At 46.8% G+C, this 19,544-nt stretch carries 19 protein-coding genes; all 19 read right to left on the minus strand.

Features of this window, described 5'->3' with window-relative positions; genetic code table 11:
* Positions 1–20: 20 nt before the first annotated feature.
* The 19 genes from EIM92_RS17640 to EIM92_RS17730 all read right to left on the minus strand — a co-directional run bounded on the left by EIM92_RS17640 (position 21) and on the right by EIM92_RS17730 (position 19,512).
* Positions 21–4,337 (minus strand): PolC-type DNA polymerase III, encoded by a 4,317-nt coding sequence (locus tag EIM92_RS17640; RefSeq protein ID WP_125083878.1) that lies wholly within the window; start codon positions 4,335–4,337, stop codon positions 21–23.
* A gap of 224 nt (positions 4,338–4,561) precedes the next feature.
* Positions 4,562–6,013, minus strand: coding sequence for a proline--tRNA ligase (proS, locus tag EIM92_RS17645; protein WP_125083880.1), 1,452 nt, complete (start codon positions 6,011–6,013; stop codon positions 4,562–4,564).
* Positions 6,014–6,079: 66 nt separating this feature from the next.
* Positions 6,080–7,357: an RIP metalloprotease RseP gene (rseP, locus tag EIM92_RS17650; RefSeq protein ID WP_125083882.1), complete on the minus strand. Its 1,278-nt coding sequence runs from the start codon at positions 7,355–7,357 to the stop codon at positions 6,080–6,082.
* Positions 7,358–7,474: 117 nt separating this feature from the next.
* The gene (locus EIM92_RS17655; protein WP_125083883.1) at positions 7,475–8,614 is read right to left on the minus strand and encodes a 1-deoxy-D-xylulose-5-phosphate reductoisomerase; all 1,140 of its coding nucleotides are present in this window, start codon (positions 8,612–8,614) and stop codon (positions 7,475–7,477) included.
* Between the two features lie 67 nt (positions 8,615–8,681).
* Complete coding sequence (locus EIM92_RS17660; RefSeq protein ID WP_125083886.1) at positions 8,682–9,485, minus strand: phosphatidate cytidylyltransferase; 804 nt, start codon at positions 9,483–9,485, stop codon at positions 8,682–8,684.
* A 21-nt stretch (positions 9,486–9,506) separates the two neighbouring features.
* The gene (locus EIM92_RS17665; RefSeq protein WP_125083887.1) at positions 9,507–10,274 is read right to left on the minus strand and encodes an undecaprenyl pyrophosphate synthase; all 768 of its coding nucleotides are present in this window, start codon (positions 10,272–10,274) and stop codon (positions 9,507–9,509) included.
* A gap of 70 nt (positions 10,275–10,344) precedes the next feature.
* A complete protein-coding gene (gene frr / locus EIM92_RS17670; protein ID WP_125083889.1) occupies positions 10,345–10,899 on the minus strand; it encodes a ribosome recycling factor in 555 nt (184 codons plus the stop codon).
* On the minus strand, positions 10,899–11,627 hold the full coding sequence (gene pyrH, locus EIM92_RS17675; protein WP_125083891.1) for a UMP kinase: 729 nt from the start codon (positions 11,625–11,627) through the stop codon (positions 10,899–10,901). Before pyrH ends, frr begins: the two co-directional genes overlap by 1 nt.
* 158 nt (positions 11,628–11,785) lie before the next feature.
* Complete coding sequence (gene tsf / locus EIM92_RS17680) at positions 11,786–12,460, minus strand: translation elongation factor Ts (protein ID WP_484217431.1); 675 nt, start codon at positions 12,458–12,460, stop codon at positions 11,786–11,788.
* 120 nt (positions 12,461–12,580) lie between these two features.
* Positions 12,581–13,279, minus strand: a complete 699-nt coding sequence (gene rpsB / locus EIM92_RS17685) for a 30S ribosomal protein S2 (protein ID WP_125083895.1) — start codon at positions 13,277–13,279, stop codon at positions 12,581–12,583.
* A 219-nt stretch (positions 13,280–13,498) separates the two neighbouring features.
* Positions 13,499–14,161 (minus strand): hypothetical protein, encoded by a 663-nt coding sequence (locus EIM92_RS17690; RefSeq protein ID WP_125083897.1) that lies wholly within the window; start codon positions 14,159–14,161, stop codon positions 13,499–13,501.
* Positions 14,161–14,820 (minus strand): hypothetical protein, encoded by a 660-nt coding sequence (locus tag EIM92_RS17695; protein ID WP_125083899.1) that lies wholly within the window; start codon positions 14,818–14,820, stop codon positions 14,161–14,163. The genes EIM92_RS17690 and EIM92_RS17695 overlap by 1 nt, the downstream gene beginning before the upstream one ends.
* A gap of 48 nt (positions 14,821–14,868) precedes the next feature.
* Positions 14,869–15,189 carry a hypothetical protein gene (locus tag EIM92_RS17700; RefSeq protein WP_125083900.1) on the minus strand — a complete coding sequence of 107 codons (321 nt, stop codon included), beginning with the start codon at positions 15,187–15,189 and terminating at the stop codon, positions 14,869–14,871.
* A 51-nt stretch (positions 15,190–15,240) separates the two neighbouring features.
* Complete coding sequence (locus EIM92_RS17705) at positions 15,241–16,653, minus strand: flagellar assembly protein A (protein WP_125083902.1); 1,413 nt, start codon at positions 16,651–16,653, stop codon at positions 15,241–15,243.
* A 48-nt stretch (positions 16,654–16,701) separates the two neighbouring features.
* On the minus strand, positions 16,702–17,490 hold the full coding sequence (locus tag EIM92_RS17710; protein WP_125083904.1) for a FliA/WhiG family RNA polymerase sigma factor: 789 nt from the start codon (positions 17,488–17,490) through the stop codon (positions 16,702–16,704).
* A gap of 15 nt (positions 17,491–17,505) precedes the next feature.
* Positions 17,506–17,928: a hypothetical protein gene (locus tag EIM92_RS17715; RefSeq protein ID WP_125083906.1), complete on the minus strand. Its 423-nt coding sequence runs from the start codon at positions 17,926–17,928 to the stop codon at positions 17,506–17,508.
* Between the two features lie 2 nt (positions 17,929–17,930).
* Complete coding sequence (locus EIM92_RS17720; RefSeq protein WP_125085260.1) at positions 17,931–18,428, minus strand: chemotaxis protein CheD; 498 nt, start codon at positions 18,426–18,428, stop codon at positions 17,931–17,933.
* Positions 18,421–19,014 (minus strand): chemotaxis protein CheC, encoded by a 594-nt coding sequence (locus EIM92_RS17725; protein WP_425464212.1) that lies wholly within the window; start codon positions 19,012–19,014, stop codon positions 18,421–18,423. Before EIM92_RS17725 ends, EIM92_RS17720 begins: the two co-directional genes overlap by 8 nt.
* Positions 19,015–19,050: 36 nt before the next feature.
* Entirely contained in the window at positions 19,051–19,512 is a 462-nt protein-coding gene (locus tag EIM92_RS17730) for a chemotaxis protein CheW (protein WP_125083909.1), read from the minus strand.
* Positions 19,513–19,544 lie beyond the last annotated feature (32 nt).

Genomic DNA, 19,544 nt, shown 5'->3' on the forward strand with positions numbered 1-19,544 from the left:
CATAAACATATTGCAACAGCTTAGAATAAGGAAAGCTGGTTGCTTTCAGGTAGTCCCCGGAAACACCCCATCGTATTCAGCAGCTCCACGACTGTCTTCGACGCCTTTGATTTCTGCTGAAAGTCTTCGATGGAAAGAAACTCGCCTTGCTCCTTCGCGGCTGCGATATTTCTAGCTGCATTATCGCCGATTCCGGCGAGGGCCGAAAACGGTGGAATCAAGGAATCGCCATCCACAATAAAACGAGTGGCATCCGAGCGGTAAAGGTCAATATTTTTGAATCGGAAGCCGCGGGCCGTCATTTCAAGCGCCATTTCTAGAATCGGCAGCATATTCCGCTCCTTCGGAAGCGCCTGAAACCCTTTTTGCTCAATCTCCTCGATCTTACGATAGATCGCCTCATAGCCTTGACAGAACAACTCGATATCAAAATCTTCCCCGCGCACCGAGAAATAGGTCGCATAATACTCAATTGGGTGGTAGAGCTTGAAATAAGCTGTACGCACTGCGGATATAACATAAGCCGCCGCATGCGCCTTCGGGAACATGTACTGGATCTTGAGGCATGAATCGATATACCACTGCGGAACCTTGCATCTCTTCATCTCATCGATCCACTCTTGGGTAAGCCCCTTTCCTTTACGCACGCTTTCGGTAATTTTAAACGCAAGGCCAGCATCCATCCCAGCTTTATAGATCAGATACAGCATGATATCATCCCGACAACCGATAACCGTCTTAATATTGCAAGTTCCGTTTTTGATCAGTTCCTGAGCGTTGCCGAGCCACACTCCCGTACCATGAGACAATCCTGATATTTGCAGAAGGTCTGCAAAGGAAGATGGCTGCGATTCTACCAACATCTGACGCACAAATTTTGTTCCCATCTCTGGTACTCCGTAGGTCGCTACCGGTGTGCGAATCTGCTCCGCCGTGACGCCCAGTGCTTCCGTTGAGTTGAACATGCTCATAACCTTCGGATCGTTCATCGGAATCGTCGTCGGATCGACTCCAGTCAAATCCTGTAGCATTCGCATCATCGTCGGATCATCGTGACCGAGAATATCAAGCTTTAGCAGGTTCGCATCGAAAGCATGGTAGTCAAAATGCGTTGTCTTCCATTCAGCGTTGACATCGTCCGCAGGATACTGAACCGGCGTGATGTCCTCCACCTCGATGTAATCGGGAACGACGACGATCCCGCCGGGGTGCTGACCCGTGCTCCGCTTCACGCCGGTACAGCCTGACGCTAAGCGATTCAGCTCAGCGCCACGCCACTGCTTATGATGCTCTTCCTCATATTTTTTTGCAAAGCCAAACGCCGTTTTCTCGGCCACCGTGCCGATTGTACCGGCGCGAAACACGCTTTTCTCGCCGAACATCTCTTTTGTAAAGTTATGGGCATGTGGCTGATATTCCCCCGAAAAGTTCAAGTCGATATCGGGAACCTTGTCGCCCTTAAATCCTAGAAATGTCTCAAAGGGGATATCCTGACCCTCGCCCTTCAATTTCTCACCGCACTTCGGACAAGGCTTATCCGGAAGGTCGAATCCACTTGGTACGCTTCCGTCAAGGAACCATTCGCTATGCTTGCACTCCGCATTCAGACAAATATAATGTGCTGGAAGCGGGTTAACCTCCGAAATTCCGAGGAATGTCGCAACGACCGAGGAACCAACCGAACCCCGGGAGCCCACCAGATAGCCGTCCCTATTCGATTTCTTAACAAGTCGTTCGGAAATCAGATAGTTGGCAGAGAAACCGTATTTTATAATCGGCTCAAGCTCCTTCTCCAGACGTTGGACGACAACTTCTGGCAAATCTTCGCCATAAATCGATTTGGCCGTATCATAACAGGTATTGCGAATTTCTTCATCGGCCCCTTCAAGAATCGGGGTAAAGAGCTTATCCGGGAACAATTCCAGTTCCTCGAAAGTGTCCGCTAGCTCGGACGTATTTTTAACAACCACTTCGTAGGCTTTCTCTTCCCCAAGAAATTGAAATTCCTCCAGCATCTCTTCAGTCGTTCTAAAATGAGCATCTGGCTTGCGTATATCTTTAAGCGGACTAAAGCCGGTAATTCCGTGAATCGTAATATCCCGGTAAATTTTGTCGCGAGGCTCCAAATAGTGCACGTTGCCGGTAGCTACTACCGGCTTACCGAGCTTAAAGCCGATTTCGCATACTTTACGGAGCGCCGTCTCCAGCTCTTGGACACTTCCGACGAGCCCTTTGTCCACAAGGTGCATGTACATCGTTAGCGGCTGAATTTCCAGTACATCGTAAAATTCAGCCACTCGCTCTGCTTCCTCTACTGATTTATTCAGGACAGTCTCGAAGAACTCACCTTTTTCGCAGCCTGATAAAATAAGCAACCCTTCCCTTAATTCGGCAAGCTTCGATTTAGGAATACAGGCAACTCTTTTGAAGTATTCGGTATGAGACAACGATACTAATTTGTAGAGATTTTTCTTCCCAGTTGTATTAAGCGCATAAATACAGCAGTGGAATGGCCGGGCATTCGACAAATCCTTGCCTACCTTAGCGTTAAGCTGATCCAACGTCTTATAGCCTTCAATTTTTACCGCATCCTCCAGAAGCCCGTTAAGAATTTCACCAAGTGCCAAAGTATCGTCGATCGCCCGGTGATGATTCTCAAGCGATACCTTATATTTGGCTGCCAAAGTGTTGAGGCGGTGATTCTTCATCGTAGGAAACAGCATCCGGGCCAGCTCAAGCGTATCCAACACCGGATTATTCAGCTGAGATAGCCCCAATTCCTTCAGCTTTGCATTTACAAAGTCGATATCGAATCTGGCATTATGGGCAACTAGTATGGCATCGCCAACAAATTCGACAAATTCCTTCAGGACAGGCTCTACGTCAGGAGCATCCTTCACCATGTCATCGTTAATATTCGTCAATTGCTGAATATTGTATGGAATGCGAACATGGGGATTGACGAATGTCGCATAACGGTCAACTTCCTTACCTTCCACCATTTTGACCGCGGCTATTTCAATGATCTTGTTTTGCGTAACCGATAAGCCCGTCGTCTCAATATCGAATACGATATAAGTAGCGCCCTTTAAATCATCCGATCGTGGATTCAATACGACGGCAACATCATCATTTACGACGTTGGCCTCGAGTCCATAAATCATTTTGATCCCATGCTTGCCTGCTGCTTTGACCGCTTCCGGGTAGCTTTGAATCCCGCCATGATCTGTCACAGCAATCGCTTTATGCCCCCATTTTGCCGCTGTCTTAATATACTCACCAATGGGGGTTACTGCATCCATCGTACTCATGGTTGAATGCAGGTGGAATTCGACGCGCTTCTCCGGGGCATTATCCTTGCGGCTTGGCGGTGAAGGCACTTCGTTAACGTCTGAAGGTATCATAACAAGTTCTGGAACTTGCATGAAGCGATCCATTTCCACCCGGCCGCGAGCCCTGATCCATTTGCCATTAGCCAGTTGATTCATTACTTTCAAGTCTTCCTTATTCTTGGCAAACATCTTCATCTGCAAGGAGTCCGTGTAATCGGTCAAATTGAATATAAATAGAGTATTCCCATTACGAAGCTCTTTGCGATCCAGGCCAAAAATCATGCCCTGAATCGTAATCTTCTTCTCTTCATCCTGAATTTCCTGAAGCGGAACGGGCTGCTCCTTAATATCATACCCGACCTGCAGTTTGATGACTTCCCCAGCATCCTCTTCCGGTGGAGCTTCCACCGCCATGCTCTCCATCATCTGCTGAATAAAATCCCGTTCTTCCTCAACAATGCGCTGTTGAAATTCCTCAAAAGCCTCAGCACTATTCTTCCCCGTCTGAAGCTTCACGCGCAGAGTCAGGGCGAAATATGTTTCGTAGAAGGACACGATATAACGATCGATATTCTTCTTCTTAGCGAGCTCAAGAGCCATATCGTCAGTAAGGGTAATCGTTAGCAGATCCCCCTCGGTTTCGTAAATAGCCCGGGCCATCCAGCCATTCACTGAGGGCACTTCACGCTGCACCCACTCGAGGAACAGCTTCCAATATTCCGACACAATATCGGCGGCCGCTGCATCTTTTCCATAGCGAAATTCAAACGAGATTTGAGCGATATGCTCCAGTCGTTCTTTCACACGCAAACAAAAAGTACGATAAGCCTGAGCGGGAACGAGCGTGTCTTTGCAAATCACAATCTTCCACTCCCTGTTGCTGCGACTTACTTCCACCTGCTCGATCCACCCGTCCAAGAAATAAGGATTTATTAATCCATCAGGCATTTCCGCTTGCTGCATTAACAATTCCAGCCTCTGTCTCTTCTCCCCAACTGCGGTCATGATATCCTCCCCTTGATACATTCCTCAATATGAGGTTAAGGTACTCGCTGTTTAAGAAATCCTATGATTTAAAAAAGAGAGCTTCCGTTACGAGGTCCGAGCGGGAATCATGCCCACCCGGCAGCTCACTGCCGAAAGCCCTCCTATGCTATATTACCTATATTACTAACCTAACCAGTGACAAATCAGCTACTGTAGGGAGCTTTTTCGCCAAACACGATAAATCAGTATGCTCTTGCAAAAACAACAGTGTGCTGAGCCTTTTCACCACATACAAGACACTTCGACTTCTTCGTTGCCGGCTCAAAAGGAATATTGCGGCTGGTTGCACCTGTCTCATCTTTGACATGCTTCTCGCAAGCCTCCGATCCACACCAGCCAGCCAGCGTGAAACCACGCTTCTCCTCAATGCTCGCTTTCATCTCATCAAGTGTATCTACACTGTAGAAGTGCTCATCGCGGAAGGCTTTTGCCCGCTCATACATTTCATTATGAACCTGCTCCAGCATCACCTGAACTTCTTCCACAAGTTTGTCCTGTTGCACGACCTTCTTCTCACCGGAAATCCGGGAGACGAGTACACAGACTCCATTGTCCATATCACGAGGGCCAATCTCTAAACGAACCGGCACGCCGCGCATTTCATATTCATTGAACTTCCAACCTGGACGCACGTCAGCGCGATCATCCATACCGACACGAATGCCCGCTTTCTTCAACTCGGCAAACAGCTCGTCTGCCCGGCCAATAACAGCATCCCGCGTTTTTGGCGGTCCGATCGGAATAATCATAACCTGCTTAGGCGCAACCTTCGGCGGTAAGGCAAGTCCTCGATCATCTCCATGCACCATAATGAGCGAGCCGATCAAGCGGGTACTCACTCCCCAAGAGGTGGTATGAACATATTCCTGAACGTTGTCCCGGTTCAAATATTGAATATTAAAAGCGACGGCAAAATTCGTTCCAAGGTAATGAGAAGTACCCGCTTGCACCGCCCGACCATCCTTCATCATCGCTTCAATCGAATACGTATCCACCGCCCCGGCAAACTTCTCCGAAGGTGTCTTCTGCCCGACAATGACGGGAATGGCCAAATAATTTTCAACGAAGTCACGGTAGATCTCCAGCATTTGCATCGTTTCTTCTCGAGCTTCCTGCTCATTCTCATGGGCCGTATGACCTTCCTGCCACAGGAACTCACTCGTCCGCAAAAACGGCAATGTCCGCTTTTCCCAACGAACGACGTTGGCCCATTGGTTAATCAGAACCGGCAAATCCCGGTAGGATTGGATCCATTTCTCGTACATATGGCCAATCATCGTTTCCGAGGTTGGGCGAATAGCCAAACGCTCCTCTAACTTCTCGCCTGCCGCCTCTGTTACCCAAGGAAGCTCGGGATTAAATCCCTCGACATGCTCCTTCTCCTTCTGAAAGAAAGTCTCTGGAATAAAGAGTGGAAAATACGCATTGCGATGCCCTGTCTCTTTGAAGCGACGATCCAACTCTTCCTGGATGTGCTCCCATATTTCGTAACCGTCGGGCTTGAATACGATACAACCGCGCACTGGCGAATAATCCATCAAGTCTGCTTTTTTGATGACATCAATATACCAGCGTGAGAAATCCTCACTTTGCGGGGTAATCTCCGTTACGAACTGCTTCTCCTCGTTTGCCATTAAAACCTTGTCCTCCTGTTAAAAACAACTTTATTTTGAAGCACCGAATAAACCTATTTTAATTGGTTAACTCTGTATCAACCGCAATATATCATTATACGTCACCGCGAGCATAAGCAAGAACAGTGCAGCGAAGCCGATAAAATGCACCAAGCCTTCACGGTTAGGATCCACCGGTTTGCCACGCAGCGCTTCAACCCCCAAGAATATAAGTCGGCTTCCATCCAGGGCAGGAATCGGCAATAAGTTAAAGATCCCTAAGTTCAGGCTTATTATTGCTGTCCAAAACACAAAATCGGTAAACCCTTGCTTTACAATTTTACTTGTTGCTTCAATCATACCAACCGGCCCGGCCAAATCATTCATGGAGAATCGGGCAACCAGTTGCTGTAAGCTAGAGAAAATCAGCTTGCTCATGCTTGTCATTTTTTCGGCAGCTACGGTAAATGTCTCACTGAAGGAAGCGCTGCGCGTCTCGAAATAAGTGACAACGACCGCGCCGATCTTGCCGCCTTCCTCATTCTCCACAGGCCGCGGAGTAACATTAATCGTTAACAGTTCATCTCCACGCCGGACCGTCCAATTCATCGGGATGTCCTTGGAGCCGGAAATCGTTTCGATCAGCTTGGTTGCGTCTGTACCTACAGGTACGCCGTTAATTGACTCAATAACGTCACCCTTCTTAAGACCTGCCTCAAAGGCGGGCCTTTGCTCTATGATATCCCCGAGTTCCAGATGCTCCGGTTCATCCAGCGGAATGCCCGCCATTTGCGTATGAAGTGCAAACAGTACAAATGCTAGAAGAAAGTTCATCAAAGGCCCGGCAAAAATGGACAACGCACGCTGTCCTACTGTCTTGCTGCCATATTGACGGTCACGGGGCGCAATTTGCGTCTCACTGCCTTTCACGACGATCATGGCCTGCGGATGAACCCGGTAGGAGATAACTTCCCCGTCGACGTCAAGCACGATTCGCAGTCGATCTTCAAGGTCCACCTCTTGTATTTCACCACGGATTACATTCTTACGGTTGTCCAGGCGATCGAGATAAATTTTGCGAACCTCGTCCCCTTCTATTCGCAGGGCTACGGTTTGTCCGGTCTGAATTTGAACGAGCTCCGGATCCTCACCAGCCATCCTCGCATATCCGCCAAAAGGCAGCAATCGAAGCGTGAATTGGGTTTCGTCTCTTCGATAAGAGAACAATTTCGGCCCGAAACCAATCGCGAATTCACGTACCAATATACCCGCTCGTTTGGCAAAATAGTAATGTCCCCACTCATGTACTGTAACGATAATAAAGAACATGAATACTGTCAAAAATATGATCTTCAGTAATTCCAATCGAAAGCATCCTCCTTTTGGCCACAGATCGTCCAATTCATTTAGATTATCATTATTCTCCGATCAGGCACAAGAGAATACCAATATGGAAACTTTTTCATACCGTGATCGGGGTGATCACAATGATGCAGCCATAGCTCTAGCCCACTGATCGGCAGCTTGAATCGTCTCTAGATCGGCTTCTTGTTGAGGTATATGCCTGGAGAGTACGGTTTCGATAATCGTTTCAATCTGCAGAAATGGAATTTCTCGCTTCATAAAACGGGCGACCGCCACTTCATTAGCTGCATTGAACACCGTCGTCGCCGTCCCTCCTATTTTACCACATTCAAAGGCAAGTCTTAAACAAGGGAATCGTTCGTAATCCATCTCTTTAAAATGGAGCTTGCCCACCTCTGCCAGCGATAGCCGCTTGGATGCGGAAGGAAATCTTGCAGGGTAAGTCATGGCATATTGAATCGGTATCCGCATATCCGGAGTACCAAGCTGAGCAATCACGCTCCCATCACGATATTCAACGAAAGAGTGGATAATGCTCTCCGGATGCAGGAGCACATTTATTTTGTCATAAGGAAGACCGAAGAGCCAATGCGCCTCAATGACTTCCAATCCTTTGTTGACCATCGTGGCCGAATCTATCGTAAGCTTGGCCCCCATTGACCAGTTCGGATGCTTCAGCGCATCCTCCAGCGTTACATCCTTAAGCTGCTCCCGCGTCAAATGACGGAAAGAACCACCCGAAGCCGTCAAAGTGATTTGTTCAACATCATCTAGACTCTCACCTTGCAAGCATTGAAAGATGGCAGAGTGCTCACTATCTACAGGAAGTAATGCAACGCCTTTTTGTTTAGCCAATCCTGTAACGATATGCCCTGCCGTCACAAGCGTTTCCTTATTGGCGATTCCGATCGTTTTCCCTTCAGTAATGGCGGCTAACGTCGGCGGTAATCCCGCACTGCCTACAATCGCACTGAGCACAAAATCTGCATCGGTGCCTGCCGCTACTTCAACTAAGCCATGCTCGCCGTAGAAGAGCTCGACTCCAGCCGGAATCAGGGGAGCTATTTGATCCGCCAACTGCTTATTTCCAATCGAAGCCTTCTTCGGACGAAACGCATTGACCTGCTGAACAAATAGATCGATATTCGTTCCGGCAGCTATACCTTCCACGACAAATTGATCAGGATGTTGTCTAACGACATCTAATGTTTGCGTTCCAATCGATCCTGTGGAACCAATGACAGCTATTTTTCTCATAACATACCTCGCATGATTTAGATGACTATTCTGACGGCAGTCTTAAAATCGTTCAACGATTAAATTCTCAATAGTAAGGAAGCAGCATTAGAATATGTACAAACGGAAACACCACAACCCAACTATCACAGCGATCAAGAATGCCGCCATGACCCGGCAGAAGTTTGCCTGAATCTTTGATTCCGTAGACTCGTTTGTAGGCAGATTGAATTAAATCACCAAGCTGTCCCACTACAGCAGCCGCCATGCCAAGCAGTAGAGCCCGTCCAATCGAAAGAAGCCCGTCAGAGAATAGGGAAAACAGTACTGCTGCAACAACGGCAAGCACGATACCGCCGATCGCTCCCTCCACAGTTTTATTCGGGCTGATAGCAGGCCAAAGCTTATTTTTCCCAAATCTTCTTCCAGTGAAATATGCCCCCGCATCACTGCTCCAGATCGCAGCCAGCATAAGGAACGTCCAAAATACGCCTTGTCCGTCCGGTGTTATCCGCGTAATCGCAATGGCTGAAAAACCGATCCCAATATAGGCTGTGCCAAGAAACAATATCGCGGCCTGACTAACCGGGAATTCATTTTTGCTAAATACTGTAACTGCCAAAAACAGGAACATCATTAACCACAGGGCAGGCAATACCTCAAGCGGCATGTTCAGACCCAGCAGGCTCCAAGGAAATGTCATATAGAGTATACATAAATAACCGAGAATTGCAGCGCCTCTGAAAGCCGGCAATTTGATCATACGCACAAACTCATAATAACCAACCAAAGCCATCGCCATAATAAGAAGTTGATACCCTAGCCCACCGAGCAGGCACATGCCTAGAAAAAAAACGCCAGCAATCAGTCCTGTAATTAACCGTGTCTTCAACCTTCCACACCTTCTATCCTGCTATGATAACCCACCATAGCGACGCGTACGCCGCTGATATTCGGCGACCGCTTCTAACAGCTGCTCGCGACCGAATTCAGGCCAATATAAGTCCGTAAACCACAATTCACTATAAGCCACCTGCCAGAGCATAAAATTGCTAAGCCGGAGCTCCCCTCCCGTGCGAATAAGCAAGTCAGGATCGCTCATTCCACAAGACAACAAGTTGGAATCGACCATTTCTTCTGTAATGTCATCCGGGGACAATTGTCCATCCCGAACCTTACGCGCGATCACCTTCATACTCTCCGTCATTTCACGACGACTGCCATAATTCAATGCAAAATTCAGTATAAGGCCGGTATTATCCTTCGTCCGAGAGATCGCTTCCTCCATGGCTTCAATCGTATGCTTAGGGAGATTATCCGTATGTCCCATCATCCGAACCTGGACGTTCTTCTCAATAAGCTCCTCTAGTTCGAGTGCCAGAAATTCCTGCGGCAGCGACATCAGGAAATCCACCTCTTCCTTTGGCCGCTTCCAATTCTCTGTGGAGAACGCATATAAGGTCAAGATTCGAATGCCGAGCTCATCTGCAGCAATAGTGGCTCGTTTCACAGCCTTCATACCGTTGCGATGTCCAACCACACGCGGCAGTCCTAATCTGCGAGCCCAACGCCCATTCCCATCCATAATAATGGCAACATGCTCTGGAATGTTGTCGTCTTGCAATATTTCTGCAGTACGCTTCCCCTTATTTTTCCACCAGGATTGAAATAACTTGATCATTCCTCTTCCTCCAGCCGGTGACGAAAAAGAGACAAACCCCACCGTAAAAGGAGGGGCCGCTTTTCGTCTCTTAAACTTCCATAATCTCTTTTTCTTTCGAAGCGAGTACTTTATCGACTTCCGCAATAAATTTATCCGTCGTCTTCTGGATATCATCTTGATGACGGCGAGATTCATCTTCCGAGATTTCCGTTTTTTCAAGCTTCTTGATATCATCATTGGCATCACGACGGATGTTGCGGATCGCAACCTTCGCTTCTTCACCGTATTTCTTCGTCATTTTGACCAGATCAACGCGGCGTTCTTCCGTTAGCGGTGGAATCGACAGTCGAATGATCGAGCCATCGTTAGCGGGCGTAAGTCCCAGATCGGACTTCTGAATCGCTCGCTCAATTTCAGCCAGGGATGACTTATCCCAAGGCTGGATCATCAGCGTACGTGAATCTGGCGTGTTGATATTCGCCAACTGGTTAATCGGCGTCGGCGTTCCATAATAATCGACTTGAATACGATCCAGCAATGAAGGCGCCGCTCTACCGGCACGCAGCGTTGCTAAATCTCTTTTTAAAGACTGAATCGCCTTATCCATACGTTCTTCAGCATTACTCTTAATCGATTGTGGCATTAATCTACACTTCCTTTCACAGTCGTTCCGATTTTCTCACCAAGGACTACTCGTTTAATGTTGTCTTGTTCCGTAATTGCAAACACAATGAGCGGGATGTCATTGTCCATGCACAGTGAAGATGCTGTAGAGTCCATAACGCCCAGATTTTTATTGAGCACTTCCATATAGGTCAACATTTCATACTTTTCTGCGGACGGATCAACAAATGGATCCGCAGAGTATACGCCATCGACTTTATTTTTAGCCATCAAAATCACTTCAGCTTCAATTTCAGCGGCGCGCAAAGCTGCTGTCGTATCCGTTGAGAAGAATGGATTACCCGTGCCAGCAGCGAAAATAACGACCCGCCCCTTCTCCAAATGCCTAATCGCCCGGCGCCGTATGTATGGCTCAGCGATTTGCTGCATAGCAATCGAGGTCTGTACGCGTGTAGGCACATCGATTTGTTCAAGCGCATCTTGCAATGCAAGTGAGTTCATGACTGTTGCCAACATCCCCATATAGTCCGCCGTAGCACGGTCAATACCCTTTGCACTGCCCGCAATACCGCGCCATATGTTGCCCCCGCCGCAAACGATAGCGACCTGTACGCCCAGCTCAACGACTTCTTTCACCTGCTCGGCAATCGACGAGATGGTTTCCGCATCGATTCCATATCCATTTTGACCGGCTAACGATTCCCCGCTAACCTTCAAGACAACACGTTTAAAAACTGGCTGCTCCAATTGTATACCCTCCACTTTAGATGAACCCTCTTAGAGGTTACCTGGAAAGGCGGTGACAAAAGTCCGCCTACCCAGGCTCACACAATTAAGGGCGTTTGGTTAAAAAAGAAGGAACACACCGTGTTCCATCTCGCTATAACATTTAATTTAACAAACTCTTATTGATTCACTTGGGACATAACTTCTTCTACGAAGTTATCCACTTTTTTCTCGAGTCCTTCGCCAAGCTCATAACGAACGAAACGACGGATCGAGATGTTCTCGCCGATCGTTGCGATTTTCTCGTTAAGCAATGTAGCAATTGTTTTGTCAGGATCTTTAACGAAGGTTTGCTCCATCAAGCAATATTCTTCGTAGTATTTAGAAATACGTCCTTCAACCATTTTTTCAACGATTTTCTCAGGTTTACCTTCGTTGAGTGCTTGAGCTTTCAGGATTTCCTTCTCTTTTTCGATCTCCTCTGCCGGAACATCTTCGCGACGAACATAACGAGGGCTTGACGCAGCAATATGGAGCGCGATATCGCGTACGAATTCTTTAAATTGATCCGTCAAAGCAACGAAGTCAGTTTCACAGTTCACTTCAACGAGAACGCCGATTCGGCCACCAGCATGGATGTAGGATTCTACGACACCTTCAGTCGCAATACGTCCAGCTTTTTTCGCAGATGCAGCCAAACCTTTCTCACGAAGAAATTCAATTGCTTTCTCGATATCACCATTCATTTCTTCAAGCGCTTTTTTGCAATCGAGCATCCCTGCACCCGTTTTTTCACGTAGTTCTTTTACCGCTTTTGCATCAACTGCCATTATTATTCCCTCCACATCGTTAATTAGGACGAAATCCGTGAATTTATCCAGAGATTTATCCTTTAAAAAAAGGGCAGTGAGAGGTTTGACACCTACCAACCACCCTTTTCATTTAATTCATTCTTTATAATAGAAGCCCAGCTATTAAGCTGTTGTTTGCTCCCCTTGGTTAGCTTCAATCACAGCGTCTGCCATTTTACCAGTCAACAATTTAACCGCGCGAATCGCGTCATCGTTACCTGGAATGACATAGTCGATTTCATCCGGATCACAGTTAGTATCTACGATACCAACGATTGGGATACCCAATTTACGAGCTTCTGCAACAGCAATACGCTCTTTGCGAGGATCAATGATAAACAGTGCGCTCGGCAGACCCTTCATGTTTTTGATTCCGCCTAGGAATTTCTCCAGACGATCTTTCTCCTTGCGAAGAATAATAACTTCTTTCTTCGGAAGCACTTCGAAAGTGCCGTCTTCTTCCCAGCTCTCCAATTGTTTCAAACGATCAATACGCTTTTGAATCGTTGAGAAGTTGGTTAGAGTTCCTCCGAGCCAACGTTGGTTAATATAGAATTGACCAGCGCGCTCAGCTTCTTCTTTTACGGAATCTTGAGCTTGTTTCTTTGTACCTACGAAAAGAATTGTACCGTTGTCTTCGGCAATACTTTTCACAAAGTTGTAAGCTTCTTCGACTTTTTTGACCGTTTTTTGCAGGTCAATAATGTAAATCCCGTTTCTTTCTGTGAAGATATAACGATCCATTTTCGGGTTCCAGCGACGTGTCTGGTGACCGAAGTGTACACCTGCTTCAAGCAGTTGCTTCATGGAAATGACTGCCATCTCCACGCACCTCCTAGATTTGGTTTTGTTTGATGCTTCCTCCGCGGGTTTCATCCCTCACCAAGACTTCTCATCCTCATGAAAAGCACCCTTGGTAAAATCAACCCCCGTGCGTTATAACACCGTCAATTAATATACCATAAGTGGCAAGTGGATGCAACCAAAGTTCATCCGTTTGCCACTTAATAAACTCCTTTTCAATAAACATGAAAAACCATCTTACTTTCCAGATGGTTTGGCGGTAATCTTCGTAATAATAGAACTGTACTTTTCCCCAATTTGAAACGAGTACGTTCCCGTCCTAATTTTTGTGTTAATGCCCCGCTTCGATGCTTCCTTAATAAATGCTTCGCTACTAGAGATGATGCCAGCCTGCTTTAAACCGTCGGCTACCGCTGTTAAGCTGTCACCGTAAGCAATTTTGTATTTTACCGTTACGGGTTCAGGTTTATCAACTACTGCAGCCTCTGTACTTTCCGCGGCTTTGGGCACTGTAGCCTCTGGCTGCTTCGGAGCTGTCGGAACGACAGCTTCCGATTTACTAGTTGAGGGCTGGTCAGAAGTTTTGCCGCCATCCGATTGCGGCTCCTGAGGGGTCGAAGGCGATTCTGGAGCTTCAGGCTGCATTGGCTGGTCTTTCTCCCCCGCCGCAGACTCTTCCTCTGCCTTTTGCTCCAACTTAGCCTCCCACTCCTCTTCCGTCAGGAGCTGCTCATCTTCACCGACAACTTTTAAATTAAGTTTCTCAGCAGCTTGCTGAACTTGCTCAACTGTAATGATCTTACTCTGTTGACCTTGCCCGATATTCATAATTTGTAGCAAAAACGCACCGATAATAAGGCCTACACCAAGTCCCAACATGAAGTGGCGATTTCTAAACATTACGCATCCTCCCTGTTAGCCAATTGCAAAATAAGCTGAACCTCGCCGCGTTGGATACCGACTGTTTTGGCGATCATATCGATGGACTTACCTCTAGCATACAAATCAAACAGCTCAGGATATCTACTGCGCAGTGAGTTCGTAGCTTCCGGTTCCTCCTGCTCAAGTAATGTAGCCTGATCAGGGTTCTCCGACACCTCAAAGGCTTCAATTGCCCCTAAATCTGCTGAAGAAGAGCCAGTATCAGGCAGATGAGATATGGTCATTTGAGAAGGTGATTCGCCAAAATTTAGAGTCGATGAAATTGCAGTGCTTGATGGAGATGACGACGCAGCAGATGTCTCAAGAGTTCCGAGACGGGACTCAAGCTGCCGGTTCAACTGCTCCACTTCAAGCAGCCGCTGACGCAGCTCAGATATCGATTCCTGCTGCGACATTTGCTTGGATGCCAGATCCTGCTTCATCCCCGAAACCAAATCGACCAGTTCCGCATTTTCCTTTTCGATCTCAGCCATATACTGTTCAAGTATGACTTCCATATCACTGGCAGCCTCACTTATTGCACTACTGGAGGTTGTCCGGCCCGGTAGAAAGAATGCATAGAGTATAGAGGCAACCCCCAGTATGACAATATAAAACCAAGGTTCTCCTAATGACAATGTTATCCTCACCTTTTACTGTTCGTAATGATTTATGTCGGCTTGTTGCTAGAGTGACAGGTCGATATGCCGTCCTTTAAAAGGATGCTCCGCCGCCTGTTCCTTTTCCCGTTCTCCCTGTTTCTCTTCAGCTTCGGCTTGTTCCTGCTCCTGATCAGCAGCAGCATTCCCTTCCCTCTTAACAGCCTTGTTATGAGCGCTTTGTTCCATAGCTTGGCTTTTCTTGCGTTCAAGTTCGCTCGCCTTCATATTCTGACCGGCAAGTATGCTCTGATCAATAAGCGGTCTTTGCTGCTGTTCCTGCTGGATGCGCCCTGCTTCGCTAGTACGAGGGAGCGCAATTTGCATTTCAACAGATTTCATATTCATGAAAATCACCTCATGACAATATCATAGAATAGCATGTCTTTAAGTGATATTCTAGACATAGGCCGACATGGATATGTCCCCTTCAGTGTAATAGAAAGACATCCTTGATACAGGCTCTTTGATATATTTAGTATATCTGCCAATTACGATTTTAGAGCCACCATAGATCATTTTCAAAACGTCTACCCGTGCATTGCCGGTTTCTTCTAGGGCCTTCTCGATGTACAGCATGCGCTCTTTAATCTCATCGAGCTCTTGATAGTGCGATTTCTTCGTAAGATTAAGCTTAGATCGCATCGCTACCTTATCCGGTGTCAGCTTGCCCATAGAAGCTAATTGATCAAGTAGGGTAAGCGCTTTCTCAGTCTTGTCGATATTTGCCATCTGGTCTTTCAGCTGCTGGCGCAATTCCAACAGCTCATTTCGCAGTTCCGGATGTACGCCAACCTCAATCGATGTAGCTGTTGATGTCGGATTACCAATAACCCTAGCCGTAACCCGTTCGCCGGCCTGAATGTTTCCTCCAACAATCAGACCTCTAGAGCCCCTGCATATAACGTCCCTGCCAGCCCGTACGTTAGAATGCATGATACTCTGCGTCACAACGACATCTTCGCCGGCCGAAACATTGCCGTCCTGAATAAAGGAGCTTTTTACCTGTTGCCCTGCTTTTACGAGTCCTTTATTATATCCAATAATACCACCGGAAATCTCAATGGAGCCCTCGGCGATCAACTCTGCACCTTCAACACCGCCAATGACACGAATATCCCCGGAAGCACAAACTCGAAAACCTGTCAGAACATTACCACGGATCACCACAGTTCCCACAAAGTCAATATTGCCGATGCTGTAGTCGACATCCCCATTGACTTCGTATACTGGAAATACATTCAACTTATCTTTATCAGTCCGTGTTACTAAACCATCAATCGCCGCATACATCGCAGTTTGCTCTGAATTGAGGACGACGTTCTTTCCCACCTTGAACCGCGCCGGCTTCCCGTCTTTACAAGGTATCTGCTCTCCGGTGACCGCCATTCCCGGACTACCCGCTACCGGAGGGATAAGCTCGGCAATAATTTGCCCCCTCCGAACGTTGTTCAAGCGAGTAACATCCTTAAAGTCCACGGTGCCATCATCGCTTTCCGAAGGACGTATTTGTTGCTCCTCATCATCTAGCGGCACGGAATACTTGATCGAACCATCCTGCCCTTGCACGGGTTCGACCCCAATGGCAATCGGAGTTTTACTAAAGAAGTATTCTTTCGGATTAAGGACGAATCTACTCACAATATCCTCTTGAATACCATATTTTACACCTTCTCCCCGCAAAAAATGATGCAAGGTATCCGCGGTACAGGAAAAATCTTCATCCTTTTTTAAAAATTGCAGGTAGGCTACCGTCTTGTCATCGTTCATCGTGACACTCAAAATTTGACCCAGATCATTCATATATTCCATAAGTCGTCCTCCCTTCATTCATAAATATTTATAAGTCAATTGTACTCGTTAATCCTCCAACATCAACAAATCTTTCTGCTTCTCCAAGCTGCCGCGAAGTCTAAGAATGGCTTTGGAATGGAGCTGAGAAATACGTGATGGAGAGAGAGACATCACCTCCGCAATTTCACTTAAGGATAAATCCTCGTAATAGAGCAAGGACACTACAGTTCGTTCTTTTTCTGTCAGCTTTTCGATCCCTTTCGCTAGAGATTCCTTAAGGAAGAATTCTCTTACTTTATAGTCAGGGTTCTTGGCTTTCTCGTCGATCAACAGATTCAAGCGCGTTTCGGATTCTTCCTCACGGATCGGATCCTCCAATGAACACAGCGTCATAACAGCAACTTCCTGCAGCATATTTTGAAATTCCCTTTCACTTACATTCAAATATTCGCTCATTTCTGAATCTGTTACGGAGCGAAGATACTGCTGCTCCAACTGCTGATACCCCTCTTCAATTTTTTTGGCTTTCTCCCGAACGGAACGAGGAACCCAGTCCCCTTGCCTCAAACCGTCCAAAATAGCGCCTCTCACTCTCCACGAGGCATAAGTCTCAAATTGCAATCCTCTTTTATAATCAAATTTCTCCACAGCATCAATTAAACCCATTACGCCATTACTGGATAAATCATCTTTAGAGACATTTTTGGGAAGGCCTACAGCCAGACGTCCGGAAACATAATCGACAATGTGCAAATGCTTCTCGATAAGCTGCTTCTTGGCCTCAATATCTCCGTGTTCTTTCCATTGCTTCCACACATCGGCGTAGTTCAAAGTGGATGTCTTCCGCTCGTTCAATTGCCTTCACCCTCCTTAGTTTTCTGTCAGGTGACGAACAACTTTAGCTAGCTCTTCAGGATCTTTGTCATCAGGCGTTTTAACCAATCTTGGCGGGTTTAACGGTGTAAAATCGTCATTTCCTGTCTGATTTCCCGGTGGCTGCTTTAGCAATTCGTTCAATTCATCCGTTTCATCAGGTGTTGTCAAATCTAGCTGTCCACCCTTACCCTCATCATCTTGGGGCGTGATCAGATCCTCGTCCATCGAAGCAGGAGCCATCTCTTTCATAAAACCGATCATCCAATTGGCAGCATAAGAGAGTCCAAACCAAACTATAAAAGCGATAATCCCTCGAACGAGGCTTGTCGTAAACAAGTTACTACTAGAAGCCACTGCAAAAGTAAGCAAAAATCCAAAAAGTCCAAACAACACAAAATATCTCATTTTTCCTGGCATGGCTACAATTCCTTTACACCCTTTTGTACGCTACGTATAAATAATATACCCGTTTCGCAATCAAGCTCGATTGTTCTTCCGTAATTGCCTCCCGTATCTTCTGCTAACAGCGGGATACCCAGCTCTGAAAGCTTTTCCTTACAAGACTCCACATTTCTTGGGCCAATCCGCAGCGAATCGCCAGATCCGGCAAAGGTAAACATCTGAGATCCGCCTGCCATTTTGGCCACAATCCGTTTTTGCTCTGCTCCGATGTTCAATAATTGTTCCAACAAAGCCGGAACAGCAGTATCTGCATACTTTGCAATATTTAATGCGCCATCACGGGCAATAGAGGAGGTAGGAAGCATGACATGAGCCAGTCCAGCCGCTTTTACGACTGGATCAAATAATGTCAGTCCCACACAAGAGCCAAGCCCTGTCGTCCGAATTAGTCCCGATTGCTGAATAATATTGAGATCCGCCATACCAACCTTTACAATTCGCTGTTCCTCAATCATCATTCATCGGTACTCCTAAAGCAATAAATATTTTGTCGAAAAATTCAGGATCCGGGATGAGGATAAATTGTCCCTCCACTTCTTGCTGGTCCTCGATGAATGTCGTATCAATCAGCAATGCCGAATCGCCCATCTCGCCAAATTGCAAAAGTCCATATCCTAGTATGGCACCAGCCATATCCATAGCTAGCGCAGGAACAGTTGGGGTCATGGCCAGCGATGTAAAGTCGGCTAGAGAAGATAGATAAGAACCTGCTAGTATGTTGCCAATCTCCGATAGTGCTGACCATTCCATTTCAGAGAACTCTTCCTCGCTCTCAACCTGAATTCCAACTAGACGTTGAAGGAGCTTCTTCGCCGCTTCAGGACTGAGGATAAAAAATAGATTGCCCGGGGCATCCCCTTCTACTCTCAAAAAAATGGCTAGTACAACACTTTCCGCTCCCCCAACCTTGTCAGCTACAGCCTCGAAAGGCAGCATTTGAACTTTTGGAACGGCCATATCTACCGGTTTATCAAGAAGTCTGGATAAAGCCGTTGCCGCATTGCCTGCACCGATGTTTCCGACTTCTTTCAACACATCCATTTTAAAGTCTGCAAAGCCTTTAAATAGATCCACCTTTTAACCCTCTAAACTTTCCAGTTGAATGATTTCAGAACGGTTCAGTACTTCAGACAAATTCAGCATGACCAGTAGGCGCTCCTCGGAAAGACGAGCTACACCATGCAGATACTTTGCTTTGATTCCGCCAACAACATCTGGTGGGGAGTCGATTACATCGCTGTTCAAATCTATAACGTCATTCGCCGAATCTACGATAAAGCCTACTTCCATCTCATTTACCGCAACGATAATGATCCGGGTATGATCCGTGTACTCAGTCTCCGGAAGGCCGAAGCGTCCGCGCAAATCCATCACCGGAATGACCACGCCCCGCAGGTTAATGACACCCTTCACAAAAGAGTATGTCTTCGGCACGCGGGTAATCGGCATCATGCGTTCAATCGTCTGGACCTTGTCTACCTCAATACCGTATTCTTCCTCTCCCAGTTTAAAAACGATGACTTTCATTTCCTCTCCCATGGAACATCCTCCTTAATGGTTGTGGCAATGAC

Origin of the sequence: Paenibacillus lentus (assembly GCF_003931855.1) — a bacterium.
Taxonomy (GTDB): Bacteria; Bacillota; Bacilli; order Paenibacillales; family Paenibacillaceae; genus Fontibacillus; species Fontibacillus lentus.

What these genes read in the sequence shown, in the direction of transcription:
- EIM92_RS17715 (WP_125083906.1), bottom strand. Translation starts at nt 17,928, where the DNA reads ATGCCAGGAAAAATGAGATATTTTGTGTTGTTTGGACTTTTTGGATTT.
- EIM92_RS17720 (WP_125085260.1), bottom strand. Translation starts at nt 18,428, where the DNA reads ATGATTGAGGAACAGCGAATTGTAAAGGTTGGTATGGCGGATCTCAAT.
- proS (WP_125083880.1), bottom strand. Translation starts at nt 6,013, where the DNA reads ATGGCAAACGAGGAGAAGCAGTTCGTAACGGAGATTACCCCGCAAAGT.
- EIM92_RS17640 (WP_125083878.1), bottom strand. Translation starts at nt 4,337, where the DNA reads ATGACCGCAGTTGGGGAGAAGAGACAGAGGCTGGAATTGTTAATGCAG.
- frr (WP_125083889.1), bottom strand. Translation starts at nt 10,899, where the DNA reads ATGCCACAATCGATTAAGAGTAATGCTGAAGAACGTATGGATAAGGCG.
- EIM92_RS17725 (WP_425464212.1), bottom strand. Translation starts at nt 19,014, where the DNA reads ATGGATGTGTTGAAAGAAGTCGGAAACATCGGTGCAGGCAATGCGGCA.
- EIM92_RS17705 (WP_125083902.1), bottom strand. Translation starts at nt 16,653, where the DNA reads ATGGAATATATGAATGATCTGGGTCAAATTTTGAGTGTCACGATGAAC.
- EIM92_RS17730 (WP_125083909.1), bottom strand. Translation starts at nt 19,512, where the DNA reads ATGGGAGAGGAAATGAAAGTCATCGTTTTTAAACTGGGAGAGGAAGAA.
- EIM92_RS17690 (WP_125083897.1), bottom strand. Translation starts at nt 14,161, where the DNA reads ATGTTTAGAAATCGCCACTTCATGTTGGGACTTGGTGTAGGCCTTATT.
- EIM92_RS17700 (WP_125083900.1), bottom strand. Translation starts at nt 15,189, where the DNA reads ATGAATATGAAATCTGTTGAAATGCAAATTGCGCTCCCTCGTACTAGC.
- EIM92_RS17665 (WP_125083887.1), bottom strand. Translation starts at nt 10,274, where the DNA reads ATGATCAAGTTATTTCAATCCTGGTGGAAAAATAAGGGGAAGCGTACT.
- rpsB (WP_125083895.1), bottom strand. Translation starts at nt 13,279, where the DNA reads ATGGCAGTCATTTCCATGAAGCAACTGCTTGAAGCAGGTGTACACTTC.
- EIM92_RS17655 (WP_125083883.1), bottom strand. Translation starts at nt 8,614, where the DNA reads ATGAGAAAAATAGCTGTCATTGGTTCCACAGGATCGATTGGAACGCAA.